This is a genomic window from Rickettsiales bacterium, assembly GCA_029252805.1.
Taxonomy (GTDB): Bacteria; Pseudomonadota; Alphaproteobacteria; order Rickettsiales; family JALZUV01; genus JALZUV01.
In genome coordinates this window covers 23,256-38,772 of sequence record JAQXAR010000045.1, presented here as the reverse complement: position 1 = coordinate 38,772, position 15,517 = coordinate 23,256, and the positions used below count along the sequence as shown (strand labels likewise).

17 protein-coding genes are annotated in these 15,517 nt (G+C 46.8%); 8 read left to right on the top strand and 9 right to left on the bottom strand.

Features of this window, described 5'->3' with window-relative positions; genetic code table 11:
- The first annotated feature begins 326 nt into the window (after nucleotides 1-326).
- Genes crcB through P8P30_08985 form a run of 4 tightly spaced genes read left to right on the top strand, consistent with a single transcriptional unit; the run spans nucleotide 327 to nucleotide 2,531 of the window.
- A complete protein-coding gene (crcB, locus tag P8P30_09000) occupies nucleotides 327-710 on the top strand; it encodes a fluoride efflux transporter CrcB (GenBank protein ID MDG1287681.1) in 384 nt (127 codons plus the stop codon).
- Complete coding sequence (locus P8P30_08995) at nucleotides 710-1,654, top strand: RluA family pseudouridine synthase (protein ID MDG1287680.1); 945 nt, start codon at nucleotides 710-712, stop codon at nucleotides 1,652-1,654. The genes crcB and P8P30_08995 overlap by 1 nt, the downstream gene beginning before the upstream one ends.
- Nucleotides 1,651-2,325: an ATP12 family protein gene (locus P8P30_08990; protein ID MDG1287679.1), complete on the top strand. Its 675-nt coding sequence runs from the start codon at nucleotides 1,651-1,653 to the stop codon at nucleotides 2,323-2,325. Before P8P30_08995 ends, P8P30_08990 begins: the two co-directional genes overlap by 4 nt.
- Before the next feature lie 17 nt (nucleotides 2,326-2,342).
- Nucleotides 2,343-2,531, top strand: coding sequence for a hypothetical protein (locus P8P30_08985; protein MDG1287678.1), 189 nt, complete (start codon nucleotides 2,343-2,345; stop codon nucleotides 2,529-2,531).
- 19 nt (nucleotides 2,532-2,550) lie between these two features.
- On the opposite strand, the gene ald is transcribed toward P8P30_08985, so the two are convergent.
- Together ald and P8P30_08975 are read right to left on the bottom strand one after the other, a co-directional pair.
- The gene (gene ald, locus P8P30_08980; protein MDG1287677.1) at nucleotides 2,551-3,672 is read right to left on the bottom strand and encodes an alanine dehydrogenase; all 1,122 of its coding nucleotides are present in this window, start codon (nucleotides 3,670-3,672) and stop codon (nucleotides 2,551-2,553) included.
- Nucleotides 3,673-3,736: 64 nt separating this feature from the next.
- On the bottom strand, nucleotides 3,737-4,591 hold the full coding sequence (locus P8P30_08975; protein ID MDG1287676.1) for a glycosyltransferase: 855 nt from the start codon (nucleotides 4,589-4,591) through the stop codon (nucleotides 3,737-3,739).
- Nucleotides 4,592-4,624: 33 nt separating this feature from the next.
- Here P8P30_08975 and P8P30_08970 point away from each other — a divergent pair, with 33 nt between their 5' ends.
- From P8P30_08970 to mltG, 3 genes are read left to right on the top strand one after another with little or no spacing between them, the layout of a single operon-like run.
- Nucleotides 4,625-5,233, top strand: coding sequence for a hypothetical protein (locus tag P8P30_08970; protein MDG1287675.1), 609 nt, complete (start codon nucleotides 4,625-4,627; stop codon nucleotides 5,231-5,233).
- Nucleotides 5,234-5,274: 41 nt separating this feature from the next.
- Nucleotides 5,275-5,928 (top strand): epoxyqueuosine reductase QueH, encoded by a 654-nt coding sequence (locus P8P30_08965; GenBank protein ID MDG1287674.1) that lies wholly within the window; start codon nucleotides 5,275-5,277, stop codon nucleotides 5,926-5,928.
- 2 nt (nucleotides 5,929-5,930) lie between these two features.
- On the top strand, nucleotides 5,931-6,914 hold the full coding sequence (gene mltG, locus P8P30_08960; protein MDG1287673.1) for an endolytic transglycosylase MltG: 984 nt from the start codon (nucleotides 5,931-5,933) through the stop codon (nucleotides 6,912-6,914).
- Nucleotides 6,915-7,073: 159 nt separating this feature from the next.
- Here the strand turns inward: mltG and P8P30_08955 are convergent, their stop codons facing one another.
- Complete coding sequence (locus P8P30_08955) at nucleotides 7,074-7,316, bottom strand: helix-turn-helix transcriptional regulator (protein ID MDG1287672.1); 243 nt, start codon at nucleotides 7,314-7,316, stop codon at nucleotides 7,074-7,076.
- 380 nt (nucleotides 7,317-7,696) lie between these two features.
- Here P8P30_08955 and P8P30_08950 point away from each other — a divergent pair, with 380 nt between their 5' ends.
- The gene (locus P8P30_08950; GenBank protein MDG1287671.1) at nucleotides 7,697-7,981 is read left to right on the top strand and encodes a hypothetical protein; all 285 of its coding nucleotides are present in this window, start codon (nucleotides 7,697-7,699) and stop codon (nucleotides 7,979-7,981) included.
- 5 nt (nucleotides 7,982-7,986) lie between these two features.
- Here the strand turns inward: P8P30_08950 and P8P30_08945 are convergent, their stop codons facing one another.
- The 6 genes from P8P30_08945 to P8P30_08920 are packed head-to-tail and all read right to left on the bottom strand — an operon-like array spanning nucleotide 7,987 to nucleotide 15,457.
- On the bottom strand, nucleotides 7,987-8,703 hold the full coding sequence (locus P8P30_08945) for an ABC transporter ATP-binding protein (GenBank protein MDG1287670.1): 717 nt from the start codon (nucleotides 8,701-8,703) through the stop codon (nucleotides 7,987-7,989).
- A gap of 19 nt (nucleotides 8,704-8,722) precedes the next feature.
- A complete protein-coding gene (locus P8P30_08940; GenBank protein ID MDG1287669.1) occupies nucleotides 8,723-9,769 on the bottom strand; it encodes a hypothetical protein in 1,047 nt (348 codons plus the stop codon).
- Entirely contained in the window at nucleotides 9,766-10,419 is a 654-nt protein-coding gene (locus P8P30_08935) for a hypothetical protein (GenBank protein MDG1287668.1), read from the bottom strand. The genes P8P30_08940 and P8P30_08935 overlap by 4 nt, the downstream gene beginning before the upstream one ends.
- On the bottom strand, nucleotides 10,416-11,993 hold the full coding sequence (locus tag P8P30_08930; protein ID MDG1287667.1) for a hypothetical protein: 1,578 nt from the start codon (nucleotides 11,991-11,993) through the stop codon (nucleotides 10,416-10,418). The genes P8P30_08935 and P8P30_08930 overlap by 4 nt, the downstream gene beginning before the upstream one ends.
- A 36-nt stretch (nucleotides 11,994-12,029) precedes the next feature.
- On the bottom strand, nucleotides 12,030-13,232 hold the full coding sequence (locus tag P8P30_08925; GenBank protein ID MDG1287666.1) for a type II secretion system F family protein: 1,203 nt from the start codon (nucleotides 13,230-13,232) through the stop codon (nucleotides 12,030-12,032).
- Nucleotides 13,233-13,240: 8 nt separating this feature from the next.
- Nucleotides 13,241-15,457, bottom strand: a complete 2,217-nt coding sequence (locus tag P8P30_08920; protein MDG1287665.1) for an ATPase, T2SS/T4P/T4SS family — start codon at nucleotides 15,455-15,457, stop codon at nucleotides 13,241-13,243.
- Nucleotides 15,458-15,517: the final 60 nt, after the last annotated feature.

Sequence of the window (15,517 nt, the reverse complement as noted above, 5' to 3'; positions counted from 1 at the left end):
TTAATCTGTTCTTGAAAGAATGTGAGTGGAGGTTTAATATGGGCACACCAAGTGACTTACTGGCAGACCTGAAAAAGTTGCTCAAAGAATATTATTAGGTGTCAGCCCCTAATTTTTTTTAAAAAGGTGGTTGCATAAAGCAATCCTATAAGCTTTTGAGCTATATGAATAGGGACTGAAACAGTCTATACCTTTGTTTTTAATAAATAAAATAGTTCCAAAGTTGAAAAAATACCCTCGTAGTATAGCGGGTTAATTATTAACTAGCGTTAATCTTTTGTGACAATGACTTTACCCTTGGTTTAACAGGGGCTAGGTTGCTCCTCATGAATACAGCCTTACTTCTCCCCATTGCTGCGGGCGGCGCGCTGGGTGCTTGTGCGCGTTATCTTATGTCAGGTGCGGTATCGCGCTTTGCGGGTGTTGGGTTTCCTTACGGTACGTTGGCCGTGAATGTGCTGGGTTCGTTGCTGATTGGCCTGATTGCGGGTTATTTTATGCGCGAAGGGCTGGAGGCTAAACCGGCGATGCAAGCGTTTCTCATTACCGGGGTGCTAGGCGGGTTTACCACCTTTTCGGCCTTTTCGTTTGAGGCGTTGGCCATGTTTAACCGAGGTGACACGTTAAATGCGGCATCTTACGTGAGTTTATCCGTGCTACTTGGCCTTGGTGCTTGTGCTTTGGGCTTCATGCTTATAAGAACGCTATAATGCAGGAATCCCCTATATTTGCGTCAGATGATGGCGTGCGCTTGGATCGTTGGTTTCAACGGCATTTCCCGTATGTGACCCATGCAGAGTTGCAGCAGCTTTTGCGTAAAAAATTGGTGAAGGTCAATGGTAAGCGTGCGGAAGCGAAAACGCGTGTCATGCAAGGCCAAATCGTCAAGCACCCTGATTTCCCCGATGTGCCTAAAGAGCGCACCGCGCAAAAGCCGCTCAAAAAGCCGGATTGGCTCGATGACTGCGTGCTGTACCGCGATGAAAATATTTTGATCGTCAACAAGCCGTCAGGCCTGCCAACCCAGGGTGGAAGCAAGCAAACGACGCATCTGGACCGTCTATTACCGTTGCTTCAGGGCGATGCAGAGGGCCCGCCGAAACTGGTTCACCGTCTCGATAAAGATACAAGCGGCGCGCTCGTGCTTGCTCGCCATGCCAAAGCAGCTGATATTTTGATGAAAGCCTTCGCTGCTCGCGAAATTCGTAAATTCTATTGGGCGTTGCTGGCGGGTGTGCCGTCTATCCCTAATGGTGAAGAAATTGGCGAGTTGAAGGCCCCTGTCGGCAAGCGCGTCTATAGCGGTGAAGAGAAAATGGCGGTGACACAAGATGGCAAGCCTGCTCATACGACTTACCGCATTATCGAAAGATTTGGTCGCCGCCTCAGCTTTGTAGAACTCTCGCCCCATACAGGCCGCAAACATCAGCTGCGCGTGCATATGGCGTATCTCGAAGCCCCGATTTTGGGTGATGGTAAATATGGCGGCGATAAAGCCTTTCCTGAAGGCATGCAGCTGCCCAATAAAATGCATCTTCATTCACGTCAAATTGTGATTCCTGAAAGTTGTTTCGGTAAAGAGATCGTTGTGGACGCGCCCGTACCGCCGCATTTTGAGGAGAGTTTCAATTTATTAGAGATCAAACCCTGGTGAAGCGGTTCTTTAAAGAAGCCATGGTTGAAAATGGTGCTGTCTTGCTTGATGGTAAAGGTCTCAACACCCCTGCCAAGAACAAGGTCGTGTTGCCCAATGATGCGCTCGCGCAATTGATTGCGGATGAGTGGAACGCCGTTGGCGATAAGATTGATAAGAATAAATTACCCCTCACCGGTATGGCTTCGCTTGCGATTGATATCGCGCTGCCGCGCCGTAATGAGTTGATTGTCGAGTTGCTAGAATATGGCGAAACGGATCTCATGTTCTATCATGCAATGGATGAGGACTTATCCGCTGAGCAACGTCTCAAGTGGCAGCCTTGGCTTAACCGCGCACAGGTGGAATTCGGCACCCGCTATGAGGTGACTAATAGCATCATGCCCGTCGCGCAGGCCGATGAAAATAAGGTTAAGCATGTTGAGTTACTCGATACGTTAGACCAATGGAATTTAGCGCTACTTGCCGCAGTGGTGAAGCCATCCACCTCGTTACTTTTAGGCTGGTATTTCATACAAAATGAGCTAGATGATGCGAAGTTATTCGACCTTTCCCGCCTAGAAGAAACCTTCAATATGCAAAAATGGGGCGAACAGTATGAGGCCAAAGAAAAGGCCGAAGACATCCGCGCTGATTTGGCGATCTCGGCTCTCTGGCGTTCACTGCTCTAATATGCTATGATGGGTGTATGAATACGACGACATACAACTCCATTGATAATGCTGCTCAAGAAGCGAAAGTCCTCTTCTATAAGGCAATAGACTTCCTTTACGGCACCCCAGCACGTACGAATCGTACACTCGTGGTCGTGATGGCCTCGGTTATCGGAATTAAAATTCTCGATGTACTAATGGTCGTGCCCTATTGTAGTGTATAGCGAAAGTGGCTTGCTCAGCTTAAAGCTTCGCAAGGCAATCTTCGGCAGAAACATACGGGTGGCCAAGTGCTTCTGACACGGCTTCATACGTGATATTTCCCTGGCAGACATTCAAACCATTTAGGAGATGTTTATCTTCCTGCATCGCGCGTTTTGCGCCTTTATCGGCCAATGCGATCGCAAAAGGTAGCGTTGCATTATTCAGTGCGATGGCTGAAGTGCGCGGAACGGCGCCCGGCATGTTCGCCACGCAATAATGCACCACACCGTCTACGAGGAAGGTTGGCTCTGCATGGGTGGTTGCTTTTGTGGTTTCCACACAACCGCCTTGATCGACGGCGATATCCACAATTGCGGCGCCTTTTTTCATTTTTGAAATCATATCGCGCGTGACGAGTTTCGGGGACGCGGCACCTGGTACCAAAACAGCACCAATCACAAGGTCAGCCTGTGTCACATAAGATTCGATGGAATCAGCGGTAGAATAAACCGCATGAACGGTCGTACCAAATTCAGCATCTAACTCACGTAAGCGATTGATAGATCTATCAAGTACGGTCACTTGTGCGCCCATGCCGACAGCTACGCGCATTGCGCTTGTGCCCGACATACCGCCGCCAATGACAACAACATTCGCCGGGGCAACGCCCGGTACGCCGCCAAGCAAGATGCCAGAGCCGCCACTATGCTTTTCCAAGCACTGTGCACCGACTTGTACGGAAAGCTTGCCTGCTACTTCTGACATAGGCGCCAATAGCGGAAGCCCGCCGCGGTTATCGGTGACGGTTTCATACGCAATAGCGATACATTTAGAATCGATCAGGCCTTGAGTTTGTACTGGGTCGGGTGCCAGATGTAGGAACGTGTAAAGAATTTGTTCTTCGCGCAATTTTGCTGTCTCAACCGGTTGCGGTTCTTTCACTTTAACGATCATGTCGCACTCGGCGAAAATGCTATCCGCATCGGCAGAAATGCTTGCGCCTGCGGCCTTATAATCGGCATCGGAAAAGCCGATACCTGCGCCGGTATTGGTTTCAACCACGACACTATGACCGCGCAACACGAGTTCACGTACGGAACCAGGGGCAAGGCCTGCGCGATATTCATGGGTTTTAATCTCTTTAGGAACGCCGATTTTCATAGTGTTTTATCCAGTATGAGTTTGTGAATGATGCTTGCATTACTACGTAATAAATTCAGACTCTTCAAGCGCTTTTGAGCAAGCCATGCGCCATCGCGGAAAGTTTGGCCATTTTATCTTTCTCAAACATCAAAACGCGCACCCATTCGCTTTGTGCTCGCAAGATGTCGAACAGTACGTAACCTGCATCGCTATCGAAATATTTGATCCATAAATGCCGTCGATTCCGGAACATATATCCGCGGGCTTTAGCTGAGTGGTTGGTCGTGCTAACGGATGCACCCAAGACCTTGTGATTACTACGTTTTCCGAAGCGGTGATTGAGTTTCGCGTCGCGTACGGCGATCACATCAAATCCCGCTTTTCGTGCGCGCAGGCAAAATTCCGTATCGACAAAATAGATGAAGAACTCTTCTTTCATTTCACCAATATGATCGAATATCTCGATAGGGATGAGGCTACCAGAGGCGGCGACATAGTAGAGATTCTCTAAAACCGGGGTATGTTCATCAAATTCCACTCGTTTGAAGAAATAATCACCATCGCCTTGAATATATTTAGGCTCTTGCCCGAGCGCTTCTTCTTGCAAGTAAGGGCCTATAATTGCGGCATTCTTATGTGATTTGGCGGCTTTCAGTAGCTTTTTTACCATATTTTCTTCTGGCACACTATCATCGTCGAGAAGTAAAATATAACTACATTTCAGATCTTTAGCCTTATCGATGCCCATATTTTGTGCCTTGGCGAGGCCGTTTTCGGGATTACTAAGCCAATGCGCACCTTTAAGAGGTGTATTTTCACCATTATCGATGAAAATCACCTCATCTACCTGCGACTGGACGGCTTCTAGGAGCTGCCCTAAGCTTTCGGGAGGTTCGTAAATCGTTATAATTGCTGCAATTTTTGGCGTATTCGTCATACAACTGTAATGTTCATGCTCTAAGATGTTCCTATGGCTAAACTTATACCTATTTCTGAATATGATCAATTGAAGGATCATGAACTCATTGCCGAGGTGCAGCAACGTCGTCGTGAGATTCAGAAACCTAAGCTGGATTGGAAGGATCACTTATCCAATTTTCTAGCGAGTACGAGTGTCATTGGTTTCGGTATTGCCAGCACTGTGGGTGTTCTAATGAATATTCGTAAACCCGCTGAGGGTGGTTTTTCTGACAGCTTAAATGACTTATATGATAGCCAGTCACGTAAGAAATATATAGACGGTAAGAAAAACTTTAAGCGTACATTATATACTGCAACCGGAATTTTTACGATCGCCAGTCTGATTACTGCACCGATTATTAATTACTTCCAAAAAGGCGAGCGTGCAGAGGATAATGCCACCAAGTACGTCTTTGGTAAGGATGAATTATTTAAGCGCGGTTATGTGCAAACAAGAACAGGTGATTTTGTGAAAATGCACACCAGTGCCGAAGTAAGAGAAGAGCAGCAGAGGCTTTTGCACCGTGTTGATGAATTAGAAAAGACAAATATATTCCAAGACCGTGAATCGGTAAAGAAATTGGCTAAGGCCACCGATAATTCTCCTTCTGTATCGTAGCCTAACTTGACTTTTCCGGCCATTTTATCCACAAGAAGGGTATGGCTAATCAAACTGATAATTCCGATGTCCCAAATGGGGAAAAAAAGGTGCTGCTGCATAGTTGCTGCGCGCCCTGTTCTGGTCCGTTAATCGAGAAGATGCATGAGTCTGGTGTTGAACTGACAATCTTCTTTTATAATCCCAATATTCATCCGAAAAAAGAATATGAAATCCGTAAGCAGGAAAATATTCGTTATGCGGAAAAATTAGGTATTCCATTTGTCGATGCGGATTACGATGTGCAGGATTGGTTCCATCGTGCCAAAGGCATGGAGAAAGATCCGGAGCGCGGTCGTCGTTGTACCATGTGTTTTGATATGCGTTTTGTGCGTACAGCACTCTATGCGCATGAACATGATTTTAAGGTGATCACTAGCAGTCTCGGCATCTCACGTTGGAAGAATATGCAGCAAATTAATGACAGCGGTATCCGCTCAGCCGCACCGTATGAAGATATCACTTATTGGACTTATAATTGGCGCAAAGATGGCGGTGGTGCTCGTATGTATGATCTGGCCAAGGAAGAAGAATTCTACGCTCAGCAATATTGTGGCTGTATTTACAGTCTACGCGATACGAATGAATGGCGTGAGAAGAATAATCGTGAGAAAATTGCGATTGGCGAAACTTGGTACGAACAGAAAATTCAGTAAACGTGCGTAAATTAATTATCAGCCTTATTTCATTCGGCATTCTAGCAGGTTTTGCTGCGGTATTTTGGTTGCTTATGATGTATCCGAAGCAATCGACTCTCGAAACCCAAGTTGAAGTGACCATTGCCCGCGGTAGCGGTGGTATTGCCATTGCGAATAAGCTGACAAAAATGGGCGTGATTGAATATCCGCATGCCTTTCGTGCTCTCGCGCAAATTCAGGGCATCGCCGGACGGTTCCAAGCAGGCGAATATGTATTTGAGGCTGGGACGACTCCGGCTGGTGTGATGGATAAGCTCAGCAATGGCGATATTATCCTGCGCCAAGTCACCATTCCAGAGGGCAAGACCAGCGCCGAGATTGTCGAAATTATCAATCAAGCACCCGAACTAGATGGCAGTCTTGAGGGTCTCCCGAAAGAGGGAAGCTTGCTGCCCAATACCTATCGCTATACCAAGGGCGAGACGCGCCAGTCAATCGTGGATCGCATGCAAAAAGCGAATCAGGAAGTGATTGAAAAATTATGGCCGGCGCGCGTGGAAGGCTTGCCGTTTAAAACGAAACAAGAGGCGTTGACCTTAGCCTCGATCGTAGAGAAAGAAACCGGCGTCGCGCATGAGCGTACCCATGTGGCCGGGCTCTATATTAACCGCCTGCATAAGGGGATGCTGCTGCAAGCCGACCCGACCGTCTCTTACGGCATACATGGCGGTCAATCCGGCGTGCGCTCGCTGACCTATCGTGATCTGAAAAAGCCGAATAAATATAACACCTATTTAAATGTAGGCCTGCCGCCTGGGCCAATCTGCAATCCTGGCAAGCAAGCCATTGCCGCAGTCCTAAACCCAGCACAACATGATGATCTCTACATGGTCGCCACCGGCACTGGTGGGCATTATTTTGCCAAGAATAATAAAGGCCATTTAAAGAACGTCAAAAAATACCGCAAATGGCAAAAAGCGCAACGCGCAAAGGCGAAGAAATAGTTCCGTCTCTCTCCACCGTCACCCCGCATCCGCTCCTCTCGTTACCCTGTTATGCGATGCGATGAAAGTCTCTTCCTTTTGTCATTCTGGAAGAGCAACGCGACTGAAGAATTTTAAGATCCGTCGCTTATGCTCAAGATGAAAATTCTTTCCTATGTCTTAATCAGCAAGCCGTTTTAACAGTTTTAGCACTTCTATTTCGTCAAACTTTAACAGCTTCGCTAATCGCAAAAATTCGATAACATCAAGACGACGTTGACCGCTTTCTAAGCGTGCAATGAAAGATTGATACTCACCCAGTTGTTGCGCTAGCGCAGTTTGCGTCATGCCCGCTTTTTCTCTGGATTCTATAAGTAACTTTATCAACGCCTTGTGGCGCTTGCTTGTCAGTGTTTTTTGCATTTTTACCTCGCAACCGGTTAGCGAGGTCTTTACTTAATCTGTTTTTCAGATTATCTTAAAATCAGATAATTAATAGACATAACCAGAACACACTATGAAATTCTTCTCCCGTCATTCAACGGGGTGACAATCTGAAATAATATTGTTATCCTTGGCGCAAGCTGGTTCGCCAGCCTGGGGCTTAACAACCTCTCCGCTAGCGGCAGCGTCAACTGCCGTTATCTAAAATGTCATCTCGATTCAGGTCGGGGTGGCGGCGTTATGCAATAGGCTTCGGCCAAAAGCGTTGCGGTCATCTAGCGGTGATTTGTTAACACCCCGGCACTCGTGCGATTTTGCATGGGTGCCACTTTGTTTTAACCGACCAAAGGGTGCCGCACATGAAATTCTTTCCTCGACGAAAACTCCGTAAACGCGATCTGCAAGGCGCAACCAGTCTGCTCCATTGCGCGATGGAAATACTCTGGCGCTATCAGCGTGATAAAACTTATATACCCAGCCTAGAAGACCTAAAGGAATTTGAAAGATTCGTTAGCTTGCTGCAGGAAAGCTCAGGTACGGCGCATTATGTGCATCGCTGTTTGCAGCAGCGCGCTTGCGGCGAGGCCGAAGGTGCGAGAAGGTTTACCGATCCAGAGGTTTCGGACTGGCATTATCCGTGGTGACCGCGTTAAGCCGCAATCGCCTTCAGGAAGGATGCTTCGAGTGAGGTATCCGGGTATTGGTCTTTAAAGCCGCTTGGGGTGCCGAGATAGCGAATCTTTGTATCGTGGATAATGGCGACGCGGTCGCAAATTTCATCAATATCAGCCAGAATATGAGAGCTAAAGAAGATCGTATTGCCTGCATTGCGGTAGTTGATTAATTTCTTTTTCAAAGCAATGCGCGCTTTTGGGTCTAGCCCACTCATCGGCTCATCCAGAATAAGCAACGGACGTTTCGACAGGAAGGCGCCGATCAGCCCAATTTTTTGCCCCATCCCTTTGGAGTAGGAAGAGATACGGTTGCCGAGCGCCTTTGCATCCAATTCTAGGTCTTGTGCCGTTTGCATGGCTTCGTTCTTATTCAGTTTGAGGCCGTAATAATCCAAGCAAAGCTCAAGATATTCATACCCGCGTAAATGTTTGGAGGGATGGAATTTTTCTGGCAAATAGGCCAGGTTCTGACGAGAACTATCAATCATGGCGGGTGTGTCAAAAAGGGTGACATTACCGCTATCAGCGTGCGCGAGTTGCAGGACACATTTAATTAGCGTCGTTTTGCCGATGCCGTTAAGGCCGATCAATCCAAAAATCTCACCGGACTTTAAATCCAGTGATAGATTATCTAGCACCTTATGTTTGCCATAGGCTTTCGAAATATTCTCAATGGATAAAGGCGATTTCATGATGAGGTGGTTTCAATTGTTATTGGTTTTGGGTCTCTGAATTTCTATAGATTTCCAGTAATTTTGCAATGTCCTCTTTATCTTTTTCTTCTTGGATAGAGAATGGATCTGGCTCTGCTGCTTCCGAACGGCTTAATCCGGCTAGATCATCTAGCGCCGCTTGTTTAAGGGCAAGCTGCTGCTGATAAATCTCAGAAATACGTTTAGTCGCAACGCGCCCTTCATGAATTTCAAAATCTTGTGTAATGAAGGCCTGATTGGAAGAGAGCGTGATAATGTAAGTACGATCATCGACCTTTTCAATATTCTCCGGAAGTGAGTCTGCCGTAGGGCCCGAAACTTTAGTCACCGTTTCTTGAATGCCGTACCCATTATCCTGAGTGGTTGTGGTTTGAGATGTAGCGGCTTGTCTCCAGCGCATACTAATGGTGTCTTTCGTGACTCTTTCAACGGTTATTCCAGCGAGGCTTTCCGTTTTCAAAGGCGTGTAACGTTTGCCATTTACCCATGCAGCCCAGTTATCGGGGCCAGCATACATAATGGAACTAAGTGCGATAAAGGGGTATCTGCCAGCGGGGACTGCTTCTGCGACCACTGCTTCGGGGTCTTGTGCTTCTACCGCAATGACAGGTTGGTTTTTTAACCTTAAATGGCGCCTGATGGCGGCATTAAAGGTTTTGACTTCTGCTGGTAAAAGCATCGCAGACTTGCGTGACCAAATGGTGTTGATATCGAAGCGATCTGGAGATTGATCTAAGTTCTCAGTGGCCAGATCTTGGATTAATTGACTGAAGCTATCTTGTTTTGTTACGGGGGTAGCCGTTTTCTCAGTCTTCTGCGGTAATGCGTTGGGGGCAGCGGTAGGAGCATTGGAAGAAGGGGATTCTCGGTAGAGATCGGATATTTCATTGGGCGATAGAATTTTCAACGCGTTTGTGGGCGACGTTCGTGTAGAGGAGCTAGGAAGTTCCAATAGCAATTCCTGACTGTAGGCAGGAGAAGTATCAACAATGAAAGTGGCAAGAAAGCATAGAGTGGTAAAGGCTAGAAGGAATGATCGAGTCATTTGGCACCTTCTTTCTTAACTTCTGCTTTTGGGCGCAGGCCGAGCCAATCAAATGAAACTTGGCTTCGAATAAAATTCGTTCTCCCGCCTTTAAGTAATTCACGAATAACATTCTCGGAGAGGTTTTTATCACGTTTGGCAGAAAATGATTTGAGGTTCAAATACCCGGAGAAGCTTTTAAGGACTTCATCGGTGAATGCGAACCCATGTGCATCGCTGGAGGAATCGAATTGAAGGTCAATCGTTGTGGTAATAACGGTTCCTGTTTTCTTGATAAAAGGCGCCTTCATTTGCGCCTGAATGGGGTTCACGTTGATTGATAAATTATTGATTTTATATTTCACACTGAGTGCTTTGAGGAGTTCGGAAATATTTTTTCGGTTTAACTCTAACGACTTGAGATTAGAGTCTTTTACGAGCTTTCGGTAAAGTTCGAGGGTGTTTCCGGCTCGTGTTTGCCGCGCTTTCAGTTGCGTGATTTGACTCTTTAACGCTCTTTCACGAGAGGTAAGTTTTTTAATATTATCTTGTGAGTTTTGGTAAAAATAGGCCGCAGCACCTAGTCCAATAGCACACCCAACGATGATGACTGCCCCTTTTATTGCATGCGCAATGAGTGACTTCTTTAGCCGTGTATGTTTATCATTCATCGTCGCGCTCCTTTCACTTTTTCTCCTGCAGAAAAACGAAGTGACATGATAATAGGAGTAGAAACAAGTGCCCGACTTTTAGGGTTGGTGAAATCGACAATCATACCGCCACCCTCATTTAGGGTTCCTGGAATTTTGGTATGGGTAATAATATATTCAGGAAATCTTACTCTTAGGTTATCCAAATACTCGTTTATTTTGCCTAAGCGCGCCTCTGCCGTTGGGAACCTCTTAGTGAACTCAATATCAACATTGATAGAAACGAACGCAGCCTGTTTCTTCGCGCGTTTTTTAAAGTCAGTGTCTGAGTTCCAGTCTATTTTGCGAATTAAAACACCTCTTTTATTCGCATCGATCAGTTGTTCAACAAAATCGAGCGGAACGTATTTTTGCTCTGCAAATGTTTCGTAAATTGAAACGGCATCTTCGATTTTTTCAATATCATCAGGGAGTAGTTCATCGCCTTTCTTCAAGACATTCACTTGTTGTTGAGTGCGCTGAATGGACTCATTGAGTGGGCCTTCGGACGAGAAAGAGTCGAACCAAGAATAGGCATAAAAGGCGATCCCTAAGATGATTAATACGACGAAAAGGAAGGTTGCATATTTAACCGCCATTATCCCAGATTGTAATCTGCCGAGCACCTTACTAATTTTCGTGTGGAGAGGAAGAACCTTCTTTTTGCTATTATGAAAGGCTGCAGAAAAGATAATATCAACGAAGTGGTTATCCGTATAGTTTTCTGCAGGAAGCGAGGCCGCTTCTGCCGCTTCGGTAGGGGTAATAAATAGAGCCTCGTTATGCGGCCCAATTTTCTTCTCATCAATGGCATGCACGACTTCTTCTGCAGCAATCACCGTAACATCGAGCCCTTCATCATCACGGAAGGAAAGACGTTTTAAATATTCAATGGTACTCACAATTTCTTGTTCAATATTACCCGCAATAACGAGGGGGACACTCTCTGTTGAAGAGGCTTGCGTTAGGCGTGTAAAAGTAAGGCGTCCATTTCGAGTGATGATTTGGCGAAATCCACTGACCTTATTATGCAGAACGAGCATGTGCCACATCGCATCGCTCTGCTCTGACTTTTTCTTGCTCGAGAGCTGGCGGATAAAGTTTTCCGCTTCAACAGGAACCAGGAAAATACCTTTAAAGGGATTATTGATATCTAAGACAAAATCCACCCACTGCATCAGCTGAGGAGAAGGGACGACTGAAATTAACAAGAATTTCCAATCATTACGTCCTGTTTTTTCTTTGCCCAAAGGAAGGGAGCTTGTGATATCGCCGGGCGAAAAATCGCGCTCTAGCCGTTTATCAACGAGTTTCTGAACGCTGAGTTTAGCAACGGGAGGGAAACTTTGTGTTTGATAAGATTGATCAATACTATCGAGTAAAAGGGAAATAGGGGCTTGTGGATCGCTATTGAGGAGCTTTTGTAAATTCCCAAGTGAGTCTCCGTCGGAAGAAGTGACAAAGAGTTTCTTCTCGACTCTTTTGCCGACGACATAGGAAATAACCGCGCCCTCATCGCCAATAAAGAAGATAAATCCTGTGTTTTTCTGTGCCACGCTATTTTTCTTTACCCATCATTTTTCCAATTTTCACTATAATGGCATTTGACTAAAGGAATCGTAAAGCGGCCCAAAGACCGCAGAGATTACCCAGAAAATTAAGACACCCATGATGAGGGTCAGAGCCGGTTGGATCATACCCACAATATTGTCAACCGCGTCATTAACTTCACGATTATAGAAGAAGTTCACGTTCTCCAGTGCATCATTCATATTACCGCTATTTTCACCTACTTTAAACATCCGAACCACCATGGTTGGAAATTCGCCAGACTTCTGCAAAGCATCGGTAACGGTGCTACCGTCTGAAACGGCAGATTTTACATCAGCAATACTTTGTTTAAGCAGTCGGTTGGCCACTACATTTCTGGATGAATCTAGAGATTCCAAGATATCAACACCACTACGGAACATGACGCCAAAGAAGTGAGTAAAGCGTGCCATATTGATTTTGCGAATGACATTCCCGAACACAGGGACTTTTAGCGCGAGTGAATCCGCTTTATAGGCAAAATTATCGGAAACTCGATAGGCAATTTTAAAGCCGATCCAGCTGAAAATAGGAATACAGATAATGATAAACCAATAGTCCTGACAAAATTCAGACGTGGCGATTAGTGCCCGAGTATGAATCGGAATTTCGAACCCTTGCGAGGTAATAAAGTCGATGAGTTTAGGCACTACCGTTGTCATGAGAACGAAAATGACGGCGCTCATGACCACGAGCAAGAACATCGGATAGCCGCGTGCTTTTTTAATCTTACGTTTAATGTCGTGGGTCCATTTATAGTGATCCGCTAGGTGAGTATAAACTTCGGTCATATCACCGGTCTTCTCCCCTGCTTTAATCAAACCGAGAAAGACTTCATCAAATTCACGTGGGTGCCTCCCAAGCGCTTCTGAGAAGAGTGATCCGGATTTTACTTCCTCGAACACGCCGGCCATAATATCGCGTAAACGAACAGATTCGGTGGAATCACGTACATCCGAAATTGCCTCTAGAAGCGGGACACCGGCGCGACTTAGCTGCTCTAAATGAAGGCATAGTACGATCAAGTCATTGTAAGTAATTTTATTTAAGAAGCTGGCAGCTTTTTGCTTTGCTAAGCTGCACTTCACGATATCAAGGTGTAAGTCTCTTAAGCGTGCTTCGAGGTCAATATCATTCTCGGCAGTCATTTCGCCTTTGACGATCTTGCCGTCTTGATTCATCGCAGAATATTGATAGGTCGCCATTGTTTTTCCTACATTCTATCCGTCATATCGAGCGTGGATATGAGCTGTTCAATATCAATATCGCCTTGCAACACTTTATCAATGCCATCCTCAACCATGGTGACGAAACCATTATTGAGAGCGTAATTCATCATAGCGTTACGAGTGGCATGTGTGGCAATTAATTCGTTCAATCCTTCGTCTACACGAAGAACTTCGATGATCGCGGTGCGGCCTTTATGCCCTGTATTGCGGCATTGTTTGCAACCAACAGCATCGTAAACCGTCGGCGGGCTATCGGGCGCGAATCCAAGGATTTGGGCTTCTTCTGGTGTCGCAAGTCTCGGTTTCTTGCACGTTTGGCAAAGTTTGCGGGCCAGACGTTGTGCCATGGTGCAAATCAGCGAGCCTGCCAATAAGTGAGCAGGCACCCCGATATCGCCGAGCCTAGGAACGGCACCCAGCGCATCGTTCGTGTGGAGCGTGGTAAAGACTTGGTGGCCGGTCAGTGCGGCACGTACGGCCATGAGTGCGGTATCTTCGTCACGTACCTCACCAATGAAGATGATGTCAGGATCTTGGCGCATGAGGGATTTAATTCCGTTACCAAAATCAATCGTTCCTTCGCGTACATTGGTTTGTCGAATGAGGGGTAACTGATATTCCACCGGATCTTCCAGCGTCATAATATTCACATCCATCGAGTTGATGTAACTAAGAATGGAATAGAGCGTCGTGGTTTTACCACTACCGGTCGGGCCGGTCACAATGATAATCCCTTCCGGACGTTTGAGGAGCTTCTTCAGTAGGTTGATATTATGATCCGCAAAGCCGAGATCTTCTAATGGCACGAGTGATTTTGTCTTATCCAACAAACGCATCACGATGTTTTCACCATGCACGGTGGGTTGGGTGGCAACACGGAAATCAACCTCGCGTCCCATCACCTGGAAAGAGATACGACCATCCTGCGGCATTCGGGTTTCCGCGATATTCATGCCGGACATAATTTTGATACGTACGGCAATGGCAGGCCAATAGTTGCGATGGAAACTACGAACCTGGACCAAATCACCATCGATACGATAGCGTAAGCGTAGGAACTGACCTTCAGGCTCAAAGTGAATGTCCGATGCGCCGACTTTGATCGAATCGACGAGCATGGCATCAACCAAACGTACCGTCGGGTTAACATAGCCTTCTTCGGTTCCGCTTAGGTCATCGAGGTCGCGCTCACCGGTTTCGATCTCACGTAAAATACCGTCAATTGAGAGCTCGTAATCGTAATATTGATCAATCAGCTCAAGGATTTCAGCTTCCGAACAATAGATTGGCTCAATTTGTACATTTTCGAAGAAGCGGCGTACTTGATCCACCGCCAATACGTTGTAAACGTCGGTAGTTGCGAGTTGTAGTGTGTCCTCTGTCAGGCTTACCGCGATAACTTTGTGTCGAAGCGCCACTTCCTTGGGAACGCGTGTCACAAGTGCCGGGTCAAGCATGCTCTGTTTAGGGTCAAACTTCTTGGCGCCTGATGCCTCCGCTAGAATTTCACCTAACGCGTGCTCACTAATAAATCCAAGGCCAACGAGGATCGCCCCGAGTAGCTTTTTACTGGTTTTTTGTTCTTGCAGTGCCACTTGCAATTGATCATCGGAGATGAGCCCAAGGCTCATTAATTTTTCACCAATTCGCATCGGGCGCTTCGTTGGAGCTTCGCCATCGCTTACGAGTAATGAAGCCGCCGCCGCCGGAGCCGGAGAAAAATCGGCTGCAGATACGGAGCTTGGTGCGGTGTTTTCTGCTGTCGGTGCCACAAATGGAGGGGCCTCTGTATCGGGTGACGGCTCAACCTGCGGCATCGCCACAAGGGGAGCTTCTGCCGCTGAAGGGTCGGGTGTAGGAGAGGGCGGTGGTGCCGCAGCAATGGGAGCTGAGAATTTACCGGCTAAAGGGTCAAATTCAATTTCGGGTGGAGTAAGGGGGCGGCGAGGATCCGATGGTTGGGGAGCAGTTTCCGAAGTCGGGTGAGGTGCCGGCGGTGCCGCAGCAATGGGAGCCGCAAATTCACCTGCCAAAGGGTCAATCTCGATTTCGGGTGGGGAGGGAGCTGGCGGTTGGGTAGGTTGATCTGGGTTGGTAGGAGGAGTTTTGGGCGCAACCTTATCCGAAGCTGCAGACGCTTCTTTCTCTTGACCCGGCTGGAGGTTCTCCGGCAGGTTAAAATTTCCAAATTGGTTGCTCATGTTATCCTCTAGGATAAGCCTAACGGAGAAGTCTTACAATAGGGTTAACGCGCTGGTTTT

Excerpts from the sequence above, each read along its gene's own strand:
- P8P30_08970 (MDG1287675.1), top strand. The coding sequence starts at position 4,625 with ATGGCTAAACTTATACCTATTTCTGAATATGATCAATTGAAGGATCAT.
- P8P30_08940 (MDG1287669.1), bottom strand. The coding sequence starts at position 9,769 with ATGACTCGATCATTCCTTCTAGCCTTTACCACTCTATGCTTTCTTGCC.
- P8P30_08950 (MDG1287671.1), top strand. The coding sequence starts at position 7,697 with ATGAAATTCTTTCCTCGACGAAAACTCCGTAAACGCGATCTGCAAGGC.
- P8P30_08925 (MDG1287666.1), bottom strand. The coding sequence starts at position 13,232 with ATGGCGACCTATCAATATTCTGCGATGAATCAAGACGGCAAGATCGTC.
- P8P30_08920 (MDG1287665.1), bottom strand. The coding sequence starts at position 15,457 with ATGAGCAACCAATTTGGAAATTTTAACCTGCCGGAGAACCTCCAGCCG.
- P8P30_08965 (MDG1287674.1), top strand. The coding sequence starts at position 5,275 with ATGGCTAATCAAACTGATAATTCCGATGTCCCAAATGGGGAAAAAAAG.
- P8P30_08935 (MDG1287668.1), bottom strand. The coding sequence starts at position 10,419 with ATGAATGATAAACATACACGGCTAAAGAAGTCACTCATTGCGCATGCA.
- P8P30_08985 (MDG1287678.1), top strand. The coding sequence starts at position 2,343 with ATGAATACGACGACATACAACTCCATTGATAATGCTGCTCAAGAAGCG.
- P8P30_08995 (MDG1287680.1), top strand. The coding sequence starts at position 710 with ATGCAGGAATCCCCTATATTTGCGTCAGATGATGGCGTGCGCTTGGAT.
- P8P30_08975 (MDG1287676.1), bottom strand. The coding sequence starts at position 4,591 with ATGACGAATACGCCAAAAATTGCAGCAATTATAACGATTTACGAACCT.
- ald (MDG1287677.1), bottom strand. The coding sequence starts at position 3,672 with ATGAAAATCGGCGTTCCTAAAGAGATTAAAACCCATGAATATCGCGCA.
- P8P30_08945 (MDG1287670.1), bottom strand. The coding sequence starts at position 8,703 with ATGAAATCGCCTTTATCCATTGAGAATATTTCGAAAGCCTATGGCAAA.
- P8P30_08955 (MDG1287672.1), bottom strand. The coding sequence starts at position 7,316 with ATGCAAAAAACACTGACAAGCAAGCGCCACAAGGCGTTGATAAAGTTA.
- crcB (MDG1287681.1), top strand. The coding sequence starts at position 327 with ATGAATACAGCCTTACTTCTCCCCATTGCTGCGGGCGGCGCGCTGGGT.